Here is a 19,931-nt window from a genome sequence, read left to right as displayed (position 1 = left end):
AAGCCGGCGTGTCCGGATGGACTACTTCTGCTTCGCGGCGACAAGGCCCAGATGGGGTCCGATCGCTGCACCATCTGGAGGCCCGCATGACGATCACAGCACCTGCCCCGCTTGCGGAGCCGCGCCGCGGGCTCGGCGCCGCGGTCAACTTCGCCATGGCCGTCGCCGCGGGCGCCGCGGTGGCCAATATCTATTACAACCAGCCGATGCTCGGCATCATGGAGCGGGACCTGCCAGGATCCATCACCAGCTTCGTACCGACCGCAACACAACTGGGGTATGCCGCAGGCCTGTTCCTGCTGGTGCCGCTGGGCGACCTTATCGAGCGCAAGCGCCTGATCGTCCTTCAGTTCGGCGGCCTCGCCGTCGCGCTGGCCATCGCGGCCATCGCACCGGGCGCGCCTATGATGATCCTGGCCTCGCTGCTCGTTGGCGTGCTCTCGACGGTCGCCCAGCAGATCGTGCCGCTCGCCGCGCACTTGTCGACCCCCGAGCGGCGGGGCGCGACCGTGGGGACCGTCATGGCCGGCCTGCTATGCGGCATCCTGCTGAGCCGAACGCTGGCCGGCTTCGTTGCGACCCATGCCGGATGGCGCGAGATGTTCTGGCTCGGCGTGCCGATTGCGCTGGGCGCCGGCGCGCTCATGGCAGCCATACTACCCCGGAGCGTTCCGGACACGGACCACAGCTCTGGCCCGCTGATCCGTTCGCTGGCGGGGCTCTGGTCCGAGTTCGGAGCCCTGCGCAAGGCGGCGATCACGCAGGCGCTGTTGTTCGCCGGCTTCAGTGCGTTCTGGACGATCCTTGCGCTGCGTCTGCAGGAGCCGCGCTTCTCCCTGGGCGCCGACGTCGCCGGCCTGTTCGGGATTGTCGGTGCCGTGGGCGTCCTTGCGGCGCCTGTGGCTGGCCGCATCGCCGACCGTCGCGGGCCGCATCTTGTAGTCCTGCTCGGTGCTGTCCTGACACTGGCAGCGTGGACCGTGTTCGGCGTATTCGGCACCATCGGTGGCCTGATCGTCGGCGTCATGCTGCTCGACTTCGGGGTCCAGAGCGCGCTCGTCTCGAACCAGCATGTCGTCTACGCCCTGCGGCCCGAGGCGCGAGCGCGCCTGAACACCATCTTCATGGGCGCCATGTTCCTGGGAGGAGCCGCCGGGTCCGCCGGCGCGACCTTCGCCTGGAGCGCCGGAGGCTGGACAACGGTCAACCTGCTTGGCGTCGTCGTCTCCGGCATCGGCGTGCTGATCCAGCTCCCCGGCCTGAAGCGGGAGGGCTGACCCGTGCGGATCGCAATCGCCAGAGGCTCGCTGGCCGGCGTGGGTAGATCTCCCTTTCCCGGGTCGGCTTGATGTCAGTACCGAATGCGTTCGCCGGGCGTGCTCACAAAGGCCGCAGCTGAGGTTACCAGCGCAATGCGCGTGGTCCGATCATCGCGCCGATCGCCATCGCCGCCACGATCCCGAGCGAATACCAGGTGAGCACGAACGGTGCCGCGGTTTCGGGGCAGTGGACGCCGTAGAGCGTCGCCGCGATGCCACCGGCCGCCAGCCCTGCCATCGCCCCGGCCAGCCGCAGCCGCGTCGGCGCGAGGCTGCGCAGCGCGCGCAGGGTCGCGACGAAGATCGGCAACGCCAGCAGTACGACCGAGATCGAGCAGCGTTGCCAACTATGGCCAAGCCAGAGCATCGGCCAGCCGTCCCGCGGGGTTGCCATGACTTGCGCGACGGCAAGGGCGGCCAGCAACCCGACTGGCAGTAGCAGCGCCAGCCACAACCAGCCCAAGGCCCGCCGCTCGGGCCGGGCGATCACCGCGACACCGAGCGCGGCGAGCATGCCGATCGACAAGGTATAGGCCCATTTTATCCAGATCATGCTGCCGTACAGCGCGTGCGACAGATCGGGTCGCAGGCCAAGCCAGATGACGACCGCCAGCGCGGTCACGACGCTGCCGATCAGGAGCGCGGAAACAAGACGGCCGCCCACCGCGCCAGGGGCTACGGGCACGACTTGCTCGGCCAGCGAATCGATCAATGCGTCGGTCGATGCCATCGTCATGATCCCAATCGCGCTGCGCCGAGCGTTGCGTCGCTCAAGCGCTGTTCGAGCGTCTTCAGCCCGCGGTGCACCGACACCTTCACGTCCGATTCGCTGATCCCGGCACGCGCCGCGGCCTCCGCCACGCTCAGCCCGTCGATCTTGGTCGCGCGGATTGCCTGGGCTTGCTTGGGCGGCAGCGCGTCGAGCAGGCGGCGGATGTCGAGATAAGCGCCGCTTGCGTCCTCGAAGCTCGCGGTCGACAGGATGTCGGCGAAATCGTCGATCGGCAGCGTCTGCTTGCGACGGCGGAAATGGTCGATCATTTTGTAGCGCGCGACCGCATAGGCCCAGGCGGTAAACGGCCGCGCCGGATCATAGGTCGCACGGCGCGTGTGAATGGCGATCAAACTGTCCTGCACCAAATCCTCGACATCATCCTCGGCCCCGCGCAGCCGCCGCGCGAAAAAGGCGCGCAGTACCGGGGCGAGCGCCTGCAACAGCTTGCGCTGGGCGTCGGCCTGACCGGCGAGGCCGCCGATCATCAGCGCTCGCAGTTCCGCTTCACCAGCGCGCACGGGCATTCACACGCGTCATTCGGATGCGACCGGGCATTGGTTACGGCCTCGCCTGCGGTTTCGTCACGGATACTTCTCGGGTAGCGTTGCGGACATGACAAGCGGCGACATTCGAATCGGTATTGGCGGCTGGACGTACGAGCCGTGGCGCGGCGTGTTCTTTCCCGAGAAATGGCCGATCAAGCGCGAGCTGGAATATGCCGCGGGCAAAATGACCGCGATCGAGGTCAATGGCACCTATTATTCCTCGCAAAAGCCAGCGACCTTTGCCGCGTGGGCGAAGGCGGTGCCCGACGGCTTCGTCTTCACCCTCAAGGCATCGCGATATTGCACCAATCGCAAGGTGTTGGCCGAAGCGGGCGAATCGATCGCACGCTTTACTGGGCAGGGAATCGTCGAACTGGGCGACCGGCTGGGTCCGATCCTGTGGCAATTCATGGCGACCAAGCACTTCGATCCGGACGATTTCGGGGCGTTCCTGAAGCTGTTACCCGCAAAGCAGGACGGCGTCGCGCTGCGCCACGCGGTGCAGGTGCGGCATCAGAGCTTCTGCGTGCCGGAATTCGTTGCACTGGCGCGCGCCGCCGGGGTGGCGATCGTCTATGCCGATTCAGCCGACTATCCCGCGATTGCCGATGTCAGCGGCGATTTCGTTTATGCGCGGCTGGAGGCAGCGGTGGAGGAGGAGCCGACCGGCTATACGCCGGCCGCGCTGGATCGCTGGACCAAGGCTGCGCGAAGCTGGGCCGCAGGCGGCACGCCGGAGGGCCTGCCCTATGTCGCGGACCCGGCGCCGGCTCACCCGCGCGATACGTTCGTCTTTTTCATCAACGGCGCCAAAGTCAGAGCACCCGCCGGTGCGATGGCGCTGATCGAGCGAGTCTCGGCCTAAGGCGTCGTCGGCACGGTGGACGGCGCCGCGGGGGGCGGTGGCGCATCGACGCCGGGTGCGAGGATCGCGGCGCTTTCGATCGTATCGAGCGCCCGGCGCGCGGCGATGTAGCGCCGTGCCGCACCACTCCAGCTTTCGGCCTGACGTGCGCCCGGCGTGCGCGAAACTTCCGCCAGCGCCGCCTCGACCTGCCCCGCCTCGATCAGGCGGCGTGCGCGCGCCACGCGGTCGAGCGGGAGCGGCGACGGCGTGCCAGCGCGGCGCAACACGACGAGATTGCCGATTTCCGAGCGGAGGCTTTGCCACCAGCCGACGCTTGCCGCACCAGTCATCAATTCGGGCGCGATCCCGTCGAGGCCGACGCGCAGGTCCTCCAGCGTCACCGGTGCGCGCGCGGCCTGCAGCACGGTGGCGACGGCTGCGGCCTGCGTCCCGCCGAAGCGGCTGCGCAACTGATCCTCGAGGAACCCGAGGTTGAGCCCGCGATCGAGCGCACGGCGCGCGGCGAAGGCGACCATCAGCCCTTCGCTGCGCGTGGCATATGCGGAGGCGCGCTGCGAATCACGGTCGATCGCCCCAGCGCGGGTTTCGAGCTCGCCGATCTTGGCAGCCAGTTCGGCCTCGCGAGTTGATAGCGCGGCCAGATCGATCGCAGGCACCGCCGCACCGGTTTTGCCTGGCACGATCACCACCGGGGCCTGGCCATTCGCACCGACCGGGAGCGTCACCGTGGCGACCGGCTTGGCTTCACCCGTGCGCGCGAATTTGTTGAGCGCAAGCGCCGCCACGCCGACCCCGACGAGGAACGCGATGAGCCCGAGCGCGACCCCCATCCGCCAGCCCATGCCGCTCGAGGCGGGCGGCGGCGGCGGTGGCGCGAAGCTCGGGAGCACGCGCGGTGGCAGCGGCGGAAGAGCGGGCGGCACCGCTGGCGTCACCGGAGCAGGTTCTGGCACCGGGGGGATTGCGTCGTCCATGCGACCTTATCGGGGCCGTTACGCGACCGGTCAACGCCCCCCCGTGCGGTCGATGCGCCGGGCGGCGGCGAACAGCGCGGCATCGTCGGGCGTCGTGGCGCTGGCGCTATCGGCCCAGCCGCGCCCCGCCGCAGCCGCGATTGCCGGGCTGAACGCGGCAATGGCAAGGCGCGAACGGTCGATCCCGGCGGCATCCAGCAGTTCCGCCAGCCGCCGCGCCGCGCGCGCCGAATGAAGCAAGGCGATCGACCCGACCAAGGCCTGCAGCCGCGCCGGATCGACCGGGACGACGGCGCTTTCGTACACCGGAATAACCCGTGCGATTGGCCCGCCAGCCGACAGCGTGCGATCCCGCCCGGTCAGATGCAGCGCGCGCGATACGCCCTGCGCGGTCGCCAGCGCGGCAATTTCAGCGCCATCGCCGCCGCCCGCCGCCATGACGTCAAACCCCGCTTCACGCGCCGCTGCCGCCGTATGCGGGCCAACTGCCAGCACGGGCAGACGCGTCAGATCGGACAGCCCCGGCCCGGCAAAGCGCAAAGCATTGGCACTGGTCAGGATCAAAGCATCGAAATCGGCCACGCGCGGCGCATCCCATGCCAGCGCCTGCACCGCGAACAACGGCAGGGAGATCGTCTCGAACCCGGCCGCCGCCGCCCGCGCGCAGGTGGCGGCGTTGCCCGGTTCGGGGCGCAACACCGCCAGTGCTGCGCTCATCCCGCGAACAGCCGCCGTACCGCCTCGGGCGCGCGCGCGAGCAGATCGGCGGCGAGCCGCTCGGCCAGCGTGCCATCGTCCGCCGCGCCACGGATTTCGCCGGTCACGTGCGCGCTGCCATCCTCGGCGAAGAGTTCGGCGCGCAACCAGACCAGCTCGTCCTCAATCACGGCGAGCGCGGCAACTGGCGAATGGCAATCCGCCTTCAACGCGGCAAGCAGGGCGCGTTCGACCAGCACGCACAGATGCGTCGCCTGATGATCGATCGCTGCGAGCCAGCCCAGAATCTGGTCGTCCGCTGCCCGCGCCTCGATCCCGACCGCACCTTGGGCGGGGGCGGGCAACATATCGTCGGTTTCGATGCCAACGCCGACATCGGGCCGGCCCAGCCGATCGAGCCCCGCCGCCGCCAGCATCGAGGCATCGACCTCGCCCGCCGCGACCTTGGCGAGGCGCGTATCGACATTGCCGCGAAACAGCACCGTCTCGAAATCGGGGCGCATACGCTTCAACTGCGCGACGCGGCGCGGCGAGCTGGTGCCGATTACCGCCCCCTGGCGCAAAGCGGCGATGCTCGGCGCACCGATCAGCCGATCGCGCACGTCGGCGCGCGGCAGCATCGCCGCGATCGCGATTTCGCGCGGACGTTCGGTTTCGACGTCCTTCATCGAATGGACCGCGAAATCGACCTCACCCGCCAGCAAAGCGCGGTCGAGTTCCTTCGTCCACAGCGCCTTGCCGCCGATTTCGGCGAGCGCCACGTCCTGCACTCGGTCGCCCGTCGTCTTGATCGGCACGATCTCGATCGCGTCGATGGTCCAGCCATGCGCGGTACAGAGCGCATCCCGCACCATATTGGCCTGGACGAGCGCGAGCGGCGATCCGCGCGTGCCGAGCTTCAACTGTGGTTGCGTCAAGCGATCCCTCCCCTTTGCGATCACCTTGGCGAACGCGCCCGATTTCGACAAGCCGTGTCCGAACGGCTAAGGGACAGCAATGGCACTCATTCTCGGCCTTGAATCAAGCTGCGACGAAACCGCCGCAGCGCTCGTCACGTCGGATCGTCGCATCCTGTCGCACCGTCTCGCGGGGCAGGAGGCGGCGCATCGGCCGTATGGCGGCGTGGTGCCCGAAATCGCCGCGCGCGCGCATGTCGAGATGCTGAGTCCCTTGGTCGCCGCCGCCCTGGCCGATGCGGGCGTGACGCTGGCGGATGTCGACGCGGTCGCGGCGACGGCGGGGCCGGGGTTGATCGGCGGGGTGATGGTCGGGCTGGTCACCGGCAAGGCACTGGCGCACGCGGCGGGCAAGCCGCTGATCGCGGTCAATCATCTGGAAGGCCATGCGCTGAGCCCGCGCCTGTCCGATCCGGACCTCGACTTTCCGTATCTGCTGCTGCTCGTCTCGGGCGGGCATTGCCAATTGCTGCTGGTCGAGGGCGTCGCGCGCTATCGCCGCCTTGCCACGACGATCGACGATGCCGCGGGCGAAGCGTTCGACAAGACCGCCAAGGTGCTGGGGCTGGGTTTCCCCGGCGGCCCGGCGGTCGAGGCGGCGGCGGCGTTGGGGCAGCCGATCGTGCCCTTGCCGCGCCCCTTAAAAGGCTCGCCCGAGCCGCATTTCTCCTTTGCGGGTCTGAAAAGTGCGGTGGTGCGCGCGCGTGATGCGCAAAGCTGGGCCGTCGAGGATATCGCCGCGTCCTTTCAGGCGGCGGTGGTCGATTGCCTGATCGACCGCACCGTTCGGGCGCTGGGGCAAGCGGGCGAGGTCACGGCGCTGGTCGTCGCGGGCGGCGTGGCGGCAAACACCGCCGTCCGCACCGCGCTTTCGGGTCTTGCGAGCGAACACCGTCTGCGCTTCGTCGCGCCGCCTTTGTGGCTGTGCACCGATAATGCCGCGATGATCGGCTGGGCCGGGGCCGAACGCTTTGCGGCAGGCCTGACCGACCCGCTCGACGTCGCCGCCCGCCCGCGCTGGCCGCTCGACCCGGGCGCGGAAGCGGTGCGCGGCGCGGGGGTGAAGGCGTGAGGATCGGCGTCATCGGTGGCGGGGCGTGGGGGACGGCGCTCGCGCAAGTCGCGGCGCGGGGCGGTCAGGACGTGGTGCTGTGGGCACGCGAGCCGGAAGTTGTGGCGTCGATCAACCATGCGCATGAGAACACGCGATTCCTCGCCGGGATCACGCTGCCTGCGTCGATCCGGGCGACGCAGTCACTCGGCGATCTGGCAGGCTGCGAGGCGTTGCTCGTGGTCGTCCCCGCGCAACATGTCCGCACGGTGCTGGCCGAGACTGCGGTCGGCGCGACGCCGTTGGTGCTGTGTGCCAAGGGGATCGAGGCAGGAACGCAGCTTCTGGTCGGTGAGGTCGCGCAACAGCTTCACCCGCACAGCCCGATTGCGGTGCTCTCCGGCCCGACCTTTGCGCATGAAGTCGCCGCGGGGCAGCCGACCGCGGTGACGCTCGCGTGCGTCGACGAAGCGCTCGGTGCGGCGCTGGCCGAGCGGCTCGGTGGACCGACGTTTCGGCCTTATGCCTCGACCGACGTGATTGGCGCGGAGATTGGCGGGGCGGTGAAGAATGTCCTCGCGATCGCGTGCGGCGTGGTCGAGGGAGCTGGGCTTGGCCAGAATGCGCGCGCGGCGCTGATCGCGCGCGGCTTTGCCGAGATGACGCGTTTTGGTCTCGCGCGTGGGGCGCGGGCCGAGACGTTGAGTGGTCTGTCGGGACTGGGCGATCTGGTTCTGACTTGTTCGTCGACCAGCTCGCGCAATTTCTCGCTGGGGATGGGCCTGGGGCAAGGCAAGCGGGCTGCCGATCTGCTCGCGGATCGGCTGACGGTTGCGGAGGGCGCGTTCACCGCGCCGGTGTTGCGCGAGGCAGCGAGCGCGGCAGGTGTGGCGATGCCGGTGGTCGAGGCTGTCTGCGATCTGCTAGAGGGGCGCGACGTTCACGCGGTGATCGACGCGTTGCTCGCGCGGCCGTTGACACGGGAATGAATTCGCGAACAGCGTCACCCTGCCCTTGTGCCGGGGTCTACCAAGCCGCTCGGTAGGCCCTTCGAAGTAGATTCCACATCGCCCATTGCCCAGTGGACACCGGCACAAGGCCGGGGTGACGGGATATGGGATCCGCCGCCGCTTAAAAATCGATTGCGATGCCCTTCAGCTCCCAATCGCCATAGCGCGTCGGATCGAGCCCGTCGGGATCGCCCTTCGCACTTTGCGTTTTCACCGGCACCGGATCGGGCCGCGGCACCGGCGGATTGGCGCTGAGATAGGCGGGTGGCTTCACATGTGGCGGGCGAGCGGCCATGAGGGTTTCCTGAAGACGGCACGGTATAGTGCTCATGCCACATCGGCCTTGCCCAAGAAGAGTTCAAGCTTTTGACCCTGCCCCCGCCCCGCCGTTACATGCCCAAGCCCGAACCGGTCGAGCCGCCCGGCGTCCCCGCACGCCGCGCAGCGCTGCGCTTGCTCGATGCGGTGCTGCGCCAGGGTCTGCCGCTGGAGGCCGCGATCGGGCGCGCGACGGCGGGGATCGAACGCAGCGACGATCGCGCGCTTGCGCACGCAATCGCCGCCGAGGTGCTGCGGCGCTTGCCCGATCTCGACGCGCTGATCGATTCGGCGACCAAGACGCGGCTGCCGGATGATGCCAAGGCGCGCTTTGCGCTGCGCATCGCGCTCGTTCAGGCGCTGTCGCTCGGCACCCCCGCGCACGCTGCGATTTCGACCGTGCTGCCGCTGGTTGATGGCGGCCCGCGCAAATTGGTCCACGGCGTGTTCGGCACGCTGTCGCGCGGCGGCGATCAATTGCCCGAACAACCCACCCTGCCCGATCCGGTCGCGATCCGCTGGCACGCGGCATGGGGCGATGACGGCATCGAAGCAGCGGAGCGCGCGATGGCGGCCCCGCCACCGCTCGACCTGACGCTCGCCGATCCGGCAACCACCGCGGCGATGGCCGAGGCGCTGGGCGGAGTCTCCTTGCTCCCAGGCCATGTGCGGCTCGATTCGGCGCATGTGCCCGAACTGCCCGGATTCGAGGAGGGAAGCTGGTGGGTGCAGGACATCGCCGCTTCGCTTCCGGCGCGCCTCTTGGGAGCCGGCCCCGGCACGGTGCTCGACCTGTGCGCGGCCCCCGGCGGCAAGACAATGCAGCTTGCCAGTGCCGGATGGAGGGTCACCGCAGTCGATTCGTCCGAAAATCGGCTGGCGCGACTGCGCGAGAATCTCGAACGCACGAATCTCACCGGCGAGGTGATCGTCGCCGATCTGCTGCTCTGGTCGCCGCCCGCGCCTGCCGATGCGGTGCTGCTCGATGCGCCGTGCAGCGCGACCGGCATCTTCCGCCGCCACCCGGACGTGCTCCACCGCGTGCGACCCGCGCAGATCAGCGAACTCGCCGCGCTCCAAGCCAAATTGCTCGCGCGGGCGGCTGATTGGGTGAAGCCGGGCGGGACTCTCGTGTTCGCGACGTGCTCGCTCGAACCGGCCGAGGGCGAAGAGCAGCTCGCCAAATTCCTTGCCGCTCGCTCCGACTATAGCGTTGTACCGGTGACGCAGGATGAACTCCCCGTCGGCATGACGCCAAACCCCGGCGGATGGCTGCGCACGCTGCCCGGCATGATCGATCCCGGCGGCAATGATGGCTTCTTCATCGCGCGGTTGCGTCGGCACGGTTAACGCGCGACTTGCCCGATGACTCCACCGTGCTAGAGGCTATGCCCTTATGTCGCAGCTTCCCGTTCGCATCGCCCCGTCGATCCTGTCTGCCGATTTCGCGAAATTGGGCGAGGAGGTCCGCGCGATCGATGCCGCCGGGGCCGACTGGATCCATGTCGATGTGATGGACGGGCATTTCGTGCCCAATATCTCGATCGGCCCGGCGGTGGTGAAGGCGATCCGCCCGCACACGACCAAGCCGCTCGACGTGCATTTGATGATCGCACCGGTCGATCTCTATCTCGACGCCTTTGCCGAGGCTGGCGCCGACACGATCAGCATTCATGTCGAAGCGGGCCCGCACACGCACCGCAGCCTCCAGCATATCCGCAGCCTGGGGAAGCGCGCCGGTGTCGTGCTCACCCCCCAGACCCCGGCCAAGGCGCTCGACTATCTGCTCGAAGAAGTCGATCTGGTGCTGATCATGAGCGTCAACCCCGGGTTCGGCGGGCAGGCGTTCATCGAATCGTCGCTGCGCAAGATCGAGGCGGTGCGCAAGATGATCGACAAGGGCGGCTATACGGTCGATCTGGAGGTCGATGGCGGGATCGACCACATCACCGCCCCGCACGCGATCGCGGCGGGTGCGGATGCGCTGGTCGCGGGCACGGCGACCTTCCGCGGTGGCCCTGGTGCCTACGCGACCAATATCGCTGGCCTGCGCGGCTAAATGAACGATGTGCCGCCCCCCGGAGCGTTTACGCCCGATCAGGCGGGCGGTGCCGACGGCATCGACCAGGGCAAGCGCCTGATCCGGTCGGGCGGCGACAAGGGGTTGTCGCTGGCCGAGCGCCTGGCAGAACGCTTTCATCGCCTGACGTGGCGCACGCCGATCCATGACATGCGGTTGAAGGGACGCCATCCGTTGAAACTGATCGCCGTGCCCGACGATCCGTTTCTCGGCGATGTGCGGCGGGGCAATGCGCTGCTGGATGGCACACTGACGTTCCGTGGGGAAAGCCGCGCGGTCGAGACACTCGATCTCACCAAGCCCGATTTCTCCAAGGCCTTTGGCGACTATCTGCACGGCTTCTCATGGCTGCGCGACTTGTCGACAGTCGCCACGCGCGTGCAGGCGACGCCGGTCGCCGAGGCACTGATGCGGCGCTGGCTCGAGGCCCATGCCGACAAGGTGAGCGAGCCAGCATGGCGCGCCGATCTGTGGGGACGGCGCATCCTGTTCTGGACTGCGCACGCACCGCTGATCCTGTCGTCGACCGACCTGGTGTATCGCAGCCGCGTGCTCAACACGCTTGCGCGGGGTGCACGGCATATCGATCGTGGCGCGGACAAAGCGGCACCGGGCGCGCCCCGCATTGCGGCACTGTGCGGGGTCGTGGCGGCCGGCCTGCTCATTCCGGGCGGCGACGCACGCCGCGGCGCGACGGAGGCGGCGCTGGCCAAGGCGATCGGCGTGTCGATCTTCGAGGATGGCGGTAACGTCGCGCGCGCGCCCGCCGCGCAAGTCGATTTGCTGATGCTGCTGACGCAGCTGCGCGAAGTGTACGCCGCGCGGCGGATCGACCCGCCAGCAACCGTTACGGCCGCGATTCAGACGCTGGTCCCGGCCTTGCTTGGCGTGTGCCTTGGCGACCGCGATCTCGGGAGCTGGCAAGGCGGCGCGCCGATCGGCGTGGAACGGCTCGAACAGATCATCCAGGCGAGCGGCGTGCGGACGCGCCCGCTGCGCCAGGCACGCGAATGGGGCTATCAGCGGCTGGCCGCCGGATCGGCCGTCGCCATCCTCGATGCGGCACCACCGCCGGTCGCGCGGCTGGTCGAGGGCGGCTGTGCCTCGACGCTGGCCTTCGAATTTTCCGATGGTGCCAACCGCATCGTCGTCAATTGCGGCGGCGCGCGCGCGGGGCTCGCGCAACTGCCGCCCGCGCTGGCCGAGGGGCTGCGCACCACGGCGGCGCATTCGACGCTGATTGTCGGCGACAGCAATTCGACCGCGATCCATGCCGATGGCACGCTCGGCCGCGGGGTCGGCGAGGTCGAACTCGCGCGGCAGGAAAGCGACGGATCGAGCCGGATCGATGCGAGCCATGACGGTTATGCCCGCCGCTTCGGCTTCCTGCACCGTCGGCAGCTGACGCTGACGAGCGACGGCCGTGAGCTGCGCGGCGAGGATATGCTGCTGCCCGCGACCAAGCGGCGCAAGCTGGTCGCCACCGGCTTTGCGATCCGCTTCCATCTCGGCCTCGGCATACAGGTGTCGCCGACCGCCGATGGCCAGGCCGCGCTGTTGCGGCTGCCGGGCGGTGGCCTGTGGCAATTTCGGTGCCGCGGCGGTGCGCTCGCGATCGAGGAGAGCGTTTGGATCGACGCTGATGGCCGCCCCCACGCGACGATGCAGCTGGCCGTCACCGGCGAATCCCCCGCTGGCGGCGCGAGCGTAAGCTGGGCGTTGAAGCGCGCCGGTTGAAACTTGGCGGCGAACGGGGCAGGGACGCGCGAACCCGCCGACCCGGAGCCTCCCCATGACCGACATCCCCGTTCGCCGCGCCCTTCTGTCGGTGTCCGACAAGACAGGGATCGTCGATCTTGCGCGCAGCCTTGCTGAAAAGGGCGTCGAATTGGTCTCGACCGGTGGCACCGCCAAAGCGCTGCGCGATGCCGGGCTCACGGTGCGCGACATCAGCGATCTGACCGGCTTTCCCGAAATGATGGACGGGCGCGTCAAGACGCTGCACCCGGTGGTACATGGCGGCCTGCTCGCGGTGCGCGACGACGCCGCGCATGTCGCCTCGATGGAGGAGCACGGCATCGGTGCGATCGATCTGGTCGTGGTCAACCTCTATCCGTTCGAGGCGACTGTCGCGAAGGGTGCGGAACGCGACGAGATCATCGAGAATATCGACATCGGTGGCCCGTCGATGGTGCGTTCCGCCGCGAAGAACCATGCCTTCGTGGCGATCGTCACCGATCCGGCCGATTATCCGCTGGTCGCGCTGGGCAGCACGACGCTCGCCGACCGCCGTCGCTTCGCCGCCAAGGCCTATTCCGCCACCGCCGCCTATGACGCGGCGATCGCTGGCTGGTTCAATCATGTCGATCAGGGCGAACGCTTCCCGGCGCGCGTCACGCTGCCGATGATCAAGCAGGCGGAGCTGCGCTATGGCGAAAATCCGCATCAGATCGCCGCGCTTTATGCCCAGCCGGGCGGCGGCGTGAACGGCATCGCCCAGGCGCAGCAGGTGCAGGGCAAGGAGCTGAGCTACAACAATTATAACGACGCCGATGCCGCGCTCGATCTGGTCAGCGAATTCCGCGACGGCCCGCCGACGGTGGTGATCGTCAAGCACGCCAATCCCTGCGGCGTGGCGAGCGCGGATACGCTGATCGAGGCGTATCAGACCGCCTTCGCGTGCGACACCGTCTCGGCCTTCGGCGGGATCATCGCGGTCAACCGCCCGCTCGACGGCCCGACCGCCGAGGCGATCTCCGGCATCTTCACCGAAGTCGTCGCGGCGCCGGATGCCGATGACGCGGCGCGCGCGGTGTTTGCACGCAAGAAGAATCTTCGTCTGCTGCTGACCGGCGACCTGCCCGATCCAGCGCGGCGCGGGCGGGTGATGAAGGCGATTGCGGGCGGATTCCTGATCCAGTCGCGCGATGCGGCGGGAACGCCCGACCTGACCGTCGTGACCAAGCGCCAGCCGACCGATGCCGAACTGGCCGATTGCCGCTTCGCCTGGACGGTCGCCAAGCACGTCAAATCGAATGCGATCGTCTATGCCAAGGGCGGCAGCACAGCCGGGATCGGCGCGGGGCAGATGAACCGGCTCGAATCAGCGCGCATCGCCACGTGGAAGGCGAAGGACGCTGCCGACAAGGCAGGCTGGGCCACCCCGCGCACGATCGGCTCGGCGGTGGCGTCGGATGCCTTCTTCCCGTTCGCCGATGGCTTGCTGGCGGCTGTTGAGGCGGGCGCGACCGCAGTGATCCAGCCGGGCGGGTCGATCCGCGACGACGAGGTGATCGCCGCCGCCGATGCCGCGGGGCTGGCGATGGTGTTTACCGGCGTGCGGCATTTTCGGCACTGACCGACGAACCCACGCCATAGCCACGCTATGGCACGGGCGCGAAGCGATCGTTCCGGCCGGCGCCGCCTCGGCGGCGACCGACGGCGTGGGCTTTGCCCGCGCCGACCAATCCCGCGAACCGATTACACCGGAAGCGCCTCGCCCCCCGGCATCTTGCGGAACAGCGCGCGGTCTTCGGGTTTGAACGCCCAGCGGTACAGCACGAAAATATAAACCAAGGCGATCGCCGGTTCGCCGATCGCCAGTTCGACCCATTCGAAGCGCGGCGGCAGAGCGGTGAAGGCCGCACCGACGGTGCCCGCCGCCAGGATCGCCCACAGCATCGGCAAGCGCCACCCGGCGACGCGCGCCTTCAGCAGCCGCGCGAGGTAATTGGACTTGATCACCGAGGTCAGCGTGACCGACAGGAACAAGGCCGCCGCCGGGCCCGCGGCCTGATAGGCGACCGGCCAGCCAAGCGCCTGCATCGCGAAGATGAGCCCAAAACTGAGGCAGATCTGGAACAGCAGCATCCCGATCGAAATCGCCACGTTCTGCACCCGCGCGATATAGACGAGGGCGGATTCGCACACTGCGCCGGTTGAGGCTGCGGCCTCGGCGAAGAGCAGAAAGGCAAGCGCCGCCGTTCCCGCGACGAATTGCGGGCCGACCGTGCCCATCACCGCCTCACCCGGAATCGAACCCATCAGCGCGAGGCCGGTTTGTGCCGCCAAAATCCAGAAACCGACTTGCCGCACCTGGCTCGCCACCCCCGCCGTATCGCCGCGCGCCAAGCTCGAGGTGATGACCGGCCCCAGGATCGGGTCGAAGCTGGTCTTCAGCTTGCCCGGGATGGAGGCCACCTGCTGCGCCATCCAGTAAATGCCGACGATGCGCGGTTCGAACATCAGGAACAGGATCGAGCGGTCGACGTTGCGCGTGCCCCATTCCAGCGCATCCGCCCCGGCGAGCGGCGCATTGCGGCGGATCAGCGCGACCGTCCGTCCGAGGTGCAGCCGCCACCCGGTCGGCGCGCCATAGCTGCGCACGAATGGCACGAACGAGGCGATCAACGCCGCGATCATCGACAGCATATAGGCGATCACGAGCCCGTCGTGCCGCGCGACCGGGTACAGCAGCCCCGCCGCGATTGAGATCGTCCAGGGTTCGATCACCGCGCGCGCCGTCACCGTCGCGCGCACGTTGCGGCGATAGGCGAGCGCGGCCAGCATCAGATCGGACCAGGCGCCAGCAACGATGATGCACGGCAAGAGGCGTTCGAGTGCGGTCGGCGTGCTGTTGTGAAACATCACGTCGGGCATGAGCAGCAGGATGCCGCTTGCCACGCCGGACGCGAGCGCCGCGACGACCAGGCAATCCCATACGATCTGCACGTGCGGCCGGTCGGTCTCTGCAATCGCGAGCGCAAGGCCGCGCTTCAGCCCGAAAGTGGCGAGCAGCGAAGCCACCTCGACGAACAGCACCGCGCGCGCGAAGGTACCGAGCGTATCCGGCCCGTACAGCCTTCCTGCAATGAACAGGAACGGCAGGCGCGCGACCAGCCGCATGACGAACCCGATGATGTTGGTCCGTCCGCCCTTGGCGAGCGCGTTGATTTCGTCGGCGGTCTGTCCGCCGGTGGCGGCGATGGATTCAGCCGTCATTGGCACAACTCGATAGGGATAGCGACGCGGCAAAGCCGCGTCGTCGGTCGGGCAGAGCCCGCCGTCCGCGCTGATGCGAGTCAGCCGGACGTGGCCGGCTGCCGCCTTGCGCGATCAATGCGCTGCGCCCCAACTCGGCCCCGTGCCGATTTCGATCCCCAGCGGCACATCGAGCGTGATCGCCGGTTCCGCCGCGGTCGCCATCACGCGTTCGATCACCGCGCTCGCCGCAGCGACATCGCCTTCGGGCAATTCGAACACCAGTTCGTCATGCACCTGCAGCAGCATGCGGACATGGCCGAGGCCCGCATCGGCCAGCGCCGGGCCCATCCGCACCATCGCGCGCTTGATGATGTCGGCGGATGTGCCCTGGATCGGCGCGTTGATCGCGGCGCGCTCCGCGCCCTGGCGCTCGTGCTGCAGCTTCGAATTGATCCGCGGGAAATGACATTTCCGCCCGAACAACGTGGTGGTGAAGCCGCGTTCGCGCACTTCCTCGGTGGTGCGGGCGATGTAATTGCGGATGCCGGGGAAGCGCTCGAAATAGCGATCGATCATCGCCTGCGCTTCGTCCGCCGTCACGTCGAGCCGCCCGGCCAGGCCCCAGCGGCTGATGCCGTAAAGGATTGCGAAGTTGATCGTCTTGGCCCGCCCGCGCGTGTCGCGATTGACCTCGCCGAACAATTCCTTCGCGGTCAGGCTGTGGATGTCGGCGCCATCGGCAAAGGCCTGCTTCAGCGCGGGCACGTCAGCCATGTGCGCGGCCAGACGCAACTCGATCTGCGAATAGTCGGCGGCGAGCAGAACATTGCCCGGTTCCGCGACAAACGCATCGCGAATCTGCCGCCCGATTTCGGTGCGGATCGGGATATTCTGCAGATTGGGGTCGGTCGACGACAGTCGCCCGGTCTGCGCGCCGGTCAGGCTGTAGGAGGTGTGGACGCGCCCCGTCGCGGGGTTGATCTGCGCCTGCAGCGCATCGGTATAGGTCGATTTGAGCTTCGACAATTGCCGCCAGTCGAGCACCTTTGCGGCAATATCGCGCCCCGGCGAATCCTTGTCGGCGGCGATGCGTTCCAGCTCGTTCACGTCGGTCGAATAGACGCCCGACTTGCCCTTGCGACCGCCCTTGATGCCCATGCGTTCGAACAGCACGTCGCCCAACTGCTTGGGGCTACCGATCGTGAATGGGCCACCGGCGAGCGCGTGGATCTCCACTTCCAGCGCGCCCATCGCGCCCGCGAATTCGGTCGACAGCGCGGAGAGCCGGGCCGCATCGACCTTGATCCCGTGCATCTCCATCTGCGCTACAACCGCTGCGAGCGGACGATCGACCATTTCATAGACCCGCGTCGCTTCCTCGGCCGCAAGCCGCGGCTTCAAACGCCGCCACAGGCGGAGCGTCACATCCGCATCCTCGGCCGCGTAGCGTGTCGCCGCATCGAGATCGATCTCGTGGAAACCGCGCTGCGATTTGCCGGTGCCGACCACATCCTTATACGCGATGCAGCTGTGCGACAGATGCGTCGCGGCGAGTTCATCCATGCCGTGCCCGTGCAGACCTGCGTCGAGATCGAAACTCATCAGGATCGTGTCGTCGATCGGCGCCACCTGCACCCCGCCCAAATCGGCATAGGCGCGCATCAGCACGATCAGATCGTATTTGAGATTGTGCCCGATCTTGAGCACCGCCGGATCCTCCAGCAGCGGCTTCAGCTTGGCGAGTGCGACCGCGCTGTCGAGCTGGGCGGGCTTTTCCGCGAACAGGCCCGATCCGCCATGGCCGAGCGGAATGTAGCAGGCGAGATTGGGGTGCAGCGCCAGGCTGATCCCGACGAGCTCGGCGCGCGTGGCATCGACGCCCGTCGTCTCGGTATCGATTGCGATCCAGCCCTGATGCCGCGCAACGGTGATCCAACGGTCGAGCGCCGCCTCGTCGACCACGGTTTCATAGCCGTCATGGTCGCATGGCGGATCCTCGACCACCGGCGTGATCTTGGTCGGCGCGTGCGGCGTGACCGGCGCGTCGGCCACCGCCGACAATTTGGCGAGCAGCGATTTGAAGCCGTGATGTTCGAGAAACGCGCGGAGCGGCGCATCGGGAATGCCCTTCAGCTCCAGATCTTCGAGCGGCTCGGGCAGCGCGACGTCGCAGCGCAGCGTAACCAATTCCTTCGACAGGCGGGCATTGTCGGCCTGTTCGATCAGATTGTCGCGCAGCTTGCCGGGCTTCATCGACGGCGCTGCAGCGAGCACGCTTTCGAGATCGCCATGCTCCAGGATGAGCTTGGCCGCGGTCTTGGGGCCGACGCCGGTGACGCCCGGCACGTTGTCGACGCTGTCGCCCATCAGCGCGAGCACGTCGCCCAATTGCGCGGGCGTGATGCCGTGAAACTTCTCCGCGACATGCTCCGGCCCCAGGCGGCGGTTGTTCATCGTGTCGTACAAGTCGAGCCCCGGCTCGATCAACTGCATCAGATCCTTGTCCGACGACACGATCGTGACCGACCAACCCTGCGCCAGCGCGGCCTTGGCATAGCACGCGATGATGTCGTCCGCCTCCAGCCCCTCGGTCTCGATGCACGGCAGCGAGAAGGCGCGCGTTGCATCGCGGATCATCGGGAATTGCGGGACCAGATCCTCCGGCGGCGGCGGGCGGTGCGCCTTGTACTGGTCGTACAGATCGTTGCGGAAGGTCTTGGACGATTTGTCGAGGATCACCGCCATATGCGTCGGGCCGTCGGCCTTGTGCAGCTCGTCCGCCAGCTTCCACAGCATGGTCGTATAGCCATAGACCGCGCCCACCGGCTCGCCATGCACGTTGGTCAGCGGCGGAAGGCGGTGATAGGCGCGGAAGATATAACCCGAGCCATCGACGAGATAGAGATGCGGCATTAGCGGGAGATAGCAGCGCGATGCGCTTTGCCCAAGCCCGAGTTATGAGGACGAGTGCGGGTACCCACCTCCATCCGTTCGGCACCGGACTGGATCCGGGGTTGTCGAAGCCATGCCCTTCTTTTTCAAGCGCGGAAAGAATGGCAGCCCTTCGACAAGCTCAGGGCGAACGGGGGTAGGTGAATGCCGGGCCGCTACCCGTGGTTCGCCACCACGCTCGCCACCACCGCTTGCATCAGCGCCTGGCGATCCGGGATCGGTTTGGGCGTGTCGCCGATCATCACCGCGATTGCATAGGATTTGCCGTCGGGCGCGATCAGCAGGCCGACATCGTTATAGCCCGCGGTGCGCTTGCCCAGATCCTGCCCGGTCCCAGTCTTGTGGCCAAAGCTCCACCCCGGCGGCACCGCGCCGCGCATCCGCATCTTGCCGGTCCGCGAGGACTCCATCGTGCCGATCAGATAATCGCTCGACGCCTTCGACAGCAGATCACCGCGTTTCAGCCGTGCCAAAGCATTGGCGATCGCGACGGGGGCGGCGCCATCGGGCGGATCGGAGACATAGCGTTCGAACGCCGCGATCCGGTCGAGTGTCGGCAGCTTGGCACGCGCCTGCGCAAAGGCGTTGCCGCGGGCAAAATCGGGTTTCCAGGTTAGGCCCGCGGTTTGCGCCTGCAACAGCCGCTCGCCCGGGCCGAAGCGGATGTTGTCGAGCCCCTTGCGTTGCAGGAACGCGCGCACCGCGGTCGGCCCACCGACATAGCGCAGCAGCCGGTCGTTGGCGGTATTGTCGCTCATCGTCAGCGCGCGTTGCAGCAATTCGCCGACCGTCGTCTTGTAACCTTCCTCGCCCTTCACGAGCGCAGCGATCGGCTGATGGAACAGCGTCAAATCCTCCGGCCGCACCGTCACCGGATCATCGAGCTTGAGCCGACCGGAGTCGCGCTGGTCCAGCACCGTCATTGCGACCCACAATTTGCTGACGCTTTGTTGCGGCAGGCGCTGGTCGCCGTTGCTGTCGACCGTCCAGCCTTGGTCGACGCTGCGCACCGCGACGCCGACCCGTCCGTCGAAACTTCGCACCAGCGCCGCGACGCTGGCGGCGAGCGCGGTCGGCGCGCTGGCTGGGCGAGGCGCGGGCGGTGTCGGGGTACGGACCGGCGCGGGGGTGATCGGCACCGGCGCGACCCGCGCGACCTGCGGCGCGGGCGCGCTCACGCAAGCGGCGGTCAAGGTGGCGAGCGCGATCGTCGCCGTCGCCCGCAGCACTCGCCTGTCGTGAATGTGTGTCACCACTGCCTGCCCCGCGTCCCGCGAACCCCAGTCATAGTCATGATAGGAGCATGACAGGGTTGAGAAGTCCTTGCCGCAGGCGCTTGCGACGAGGCGACGGAGACGCAGGGCGAGCCGATCGTGGCAGAGT

17 protein-coding genes are annotated in these 19,931 nt (G+C 67.9%); 8 read left to right on the top strand and 9 right to left on the bottom strand.

The window, feature by feature from the left end; translation table 11 throughout:
* Positions 1-86: 86 nt before the first annotated feature.
* Positions 87-1,277, top strand: coding sequence for an MFS transporter (locus tag AB5I39_RS08435; RefSeq protein WP_404373647.1), 1,191 nt, complete (start codon positions 87-89; stop codon positions 1,275-1,277).
* Positions 1,278-1,401: 124 nt separating this feature from the next.
* On the opposite strand, the gene AB5I39_RS08430 is transcribed toward AB5I39_RS08435, so the two are convergent.
* On the bottom strand, positions 1,402-2,055 hold the full coding sequence (locus AB5I39_RS08430; RefSeq protein WP_404373644.1) for an NrsF family protein: 654 nt from the start codon (positions 2,053-2,055) through the stop codon (positions 1,402-1,404).
* On the bottom strand, positions 2,052-2,612 hold the full coding sequence (locus AB5I39_RS08425; protein WP_404373641.1) for a sigma-70 family RNA polymerase sigma factor: 561 nt from the start codon (positions 2,610-2,612) through the stop codon (positions 2,052-2,054). The genes AB5I39_RS08430 and AB5I39_RS08425 overlap by 4 nt, the downstream gene beginning before the upstream one ends.
* Before the next feature lie 94 nt (positions 2,613-2,706).
* On the opposite strand from AB5I39_RS08425, the gene AB5I39_RS08420 reads away from it, so the two are divergent.
* Complete coding sequence (locus tag AB5I39_RS08420) at positions 2,707-3,504, top strand: DUF72 domain-containing protein (protein ID WP_404373638.1); 798 nt, start codon at positions 2,707-2,709, stop codon at positions 3,502-3,504.
* Here AB5I39_RS08420 and AB5I39_RS08415 read toward each other — a convergent pair.
* Genes AB5I39_RS08415 through hemC form a run of 3 tightly spaced genes read right to left on the bottom strand, consistent with a single transcriptional unit; the run spans position 3,501 to position 6,115 of the window.
* Complete coding sequence (locus tag AB5I39_RS08415) at positions 3,501-4,481, bottom strand: hypothetical protein (protein ID WP_404373636.1); 981 nt, start codon at positions 4,479-4,481, stop codon at positions 3,501-3,503. The genes AB5I39_RS08420 and AB5I39_RS08415 overlap by 4 nt on opposite strands.
* Positions 4,482-4,511: 30 nt before the next feature.
* Entirely contained in the window at positions 4,512-5,198 is a 687-nt protein-coding gene (locus AB5I39_RS08410; RefSeq protein ID WP_404373633.1) for a uroporphyrinogen-III synthase, read from the bottom strand.
* Positions 5,195-6,115 (bottom strand): hydroxymethylbilane synthase, encoded by a 921-nt coding sequence (hemC, locus tag AB5I39_RS08405; RefSeq protein ID WP_404374080.1) that lies wholly within the window; start codon positions 6,113-6,115, stop codon positions 5,195-5,197. Before hemC ends, AB5I39_RS08410 begins: the two co-directional genes overlap by 4 nt.
* Positions 6,116-6,194: 79 nt before the next feature.
* Here hemC and tsaD point away from each other — a divergent pair, with 79 nt between their 5' ends.
* Positions 6,195-7,226, top strand: a complete 1,032-nt coding sequence (tsaD, locus tag AB5I39_RS08400) for a tRNA (adenosine(37)-N6)-threonylcarbamoyltransferase complex transferase subunit TsaD (protein WP_404373630.1) — start codon at positions 6,195-6,197, stop codon at positions 7,224-7,226.
* Positions 7,223-8,194 carry an NAD(P)H-dependent glycerol-3-phosphate dehydrogenase gene (locus tag AB5I39_RS08395; protein ID WP_404373627.1) on the top strand — a complete coding sequence of 324 codons (972 nt, stop codon included), beginning with the start codon at positions 7,223-7,225 and terminating at the stop codon, positions 8,192-8,194. Before tsaD ends, AB5I39_RS08395 begins: the two co-directional genes overlap by 4 nt.
* Before the next feature lie 142 nt (positions 8,195-8,336).
* On the opposite strand, the gene AB5I39_RS08390 is transcribed toward AB5I39_RS08395, so the two are convergent.
* Positions 8,337-8,510 carry a DUF1674 domain-containing protein gene (locus AB5I39_RS08390; protein WP_404373625.1) on the bottom strand — a complete coding sequence of 58 codons (174 nt, stop codon included), beginning with the start codon at positions 8,508-8,510 and terminating at the stop codon, positions 8,337-8,339.
* 98 nt (positions 8,511-8,608) lie between these two features.
* Here AB5I39_RS08390 and AB5I39_RS08385 point away from each other — a divergent pair, with 98 nt between their 5' ends.
* From AB5I39_RS08385 to purH, 4 genes are read left to right on the top strand one after another with little or no spacing between them, the layout of a single operon-like run.
* Complete coding sequence (locus tag AB5I39_RS08385; RefSeq protein ID WP_404373622.1) at positions 8,609-9,883, top strand: RsmB/NOP family class I SAM-dependent RNA methyltransferase; 1,275 nt, start codon at positions 8,609-8,611, stop codon at positions 9,881-9,883.
* 46 nt (positions 9,884-9,929) lie between these two features.
* The gene (rpe, locus tag AB5I39_RS08380) at positions 9,930-10,592 is read left to right on the top strand and encodes a ribulose-phosphate 3-epimerase (RefSeq protein WP_404373619.1); all 663 of its coding nucleotides are present in this window, start codon (positions 9,930-9,932) and stop codon (positions 10,590-10,592) included.
* Positions 10,593-12,350: a heparinase II/III family protein gene (locus tag AB5I39_RS08375; RefSeq protein WP_404373616.1), complete on the top strand. Its 1,758-nt coding sequence runs from the start codon at positions 10,593-10,595 to the stop codon at positions 12,348-12,350.
* A 55-nt stretch (positions 12,351-12,405) separates the two neighbouring features.
* Positions 12,406-13,971: a bifunctional phosphoribosylaminoimidazolecarboxamide formyltransferase/IMP cyclohydrolase gene (gene purH, locus AB5I39_RS08370; protein ID WP_404373613.1), complete on the top strand. Its 1,566-nt coding sequence runs from the start codon at positions 12,406-12,408 to the stop codon at positions 13,969-13,971.
* 122 nt (positions 13,972-14,093) lie between these two features.
* Here purH and AB5I39_RS08365 read toward each other — a convergent pair whose 3' ends face one another.
* The 3 genes from AB5I39_RS08365 to bla all read right to left on the bottom strand — a co-directional run bounded on the left by AB5I39_RS08365 (position 14,094) and on the right by bla (position 19,792).
* The gene (locus AB5I39_RS08365; protein ID WP_404373610.1) at positions 14,094-15,614 is read right to left on the bottom strand and encodes a lipopolysaccharide biosynthesis protein; all 1,521 of its coding nucleotides are present in this window, start codon (positions 15,612-15,614) and stop codon (positions 14,094-14,096) included.
* 114 nt (positions 15,615-15,728) lie between these two features.
* On the bottom strand, positions 15,729-18,509 hold the full coding sequence (gene polA, locus AB5I39_RS08360) for a DNA polymerase I (protein WP_404373608.1): 2,781 nt from the start codon (positions 18,507-18,509) through the stop codon (positions 15,729-15,731).
* Positions 18,510-18,703: 194 nt separating this feature from the next.
* On the bottom strand, positions 18,704-19,792 hold the full coding sequence (bla, locus tag AB5I39_RS08355; RefSeq protein ID WP_404374078.1) for a class A beta-lactamase: 1,089 nt from the start codon (positions 19,790-19,792) through the stop codon (positions 18,704-18,706).
* Positions 19,793-19,931 lie beyond the last annotated feature (139 nt).

This window comes from Sphingomonas sp. MMS24-J45 (genome assembly GCF_044881195.1).
GTDB lineage: Bacteria > Pseudomonadota > Alphaproteobacteria > Sphingomonadales > Sphingomonadaceae > Sphingomonas.
The sequence above is the reverse complement of the archived record's forward strand: the minus strand, read 5'-3'. Positions and strand labels throughout refer to the sequence as shown.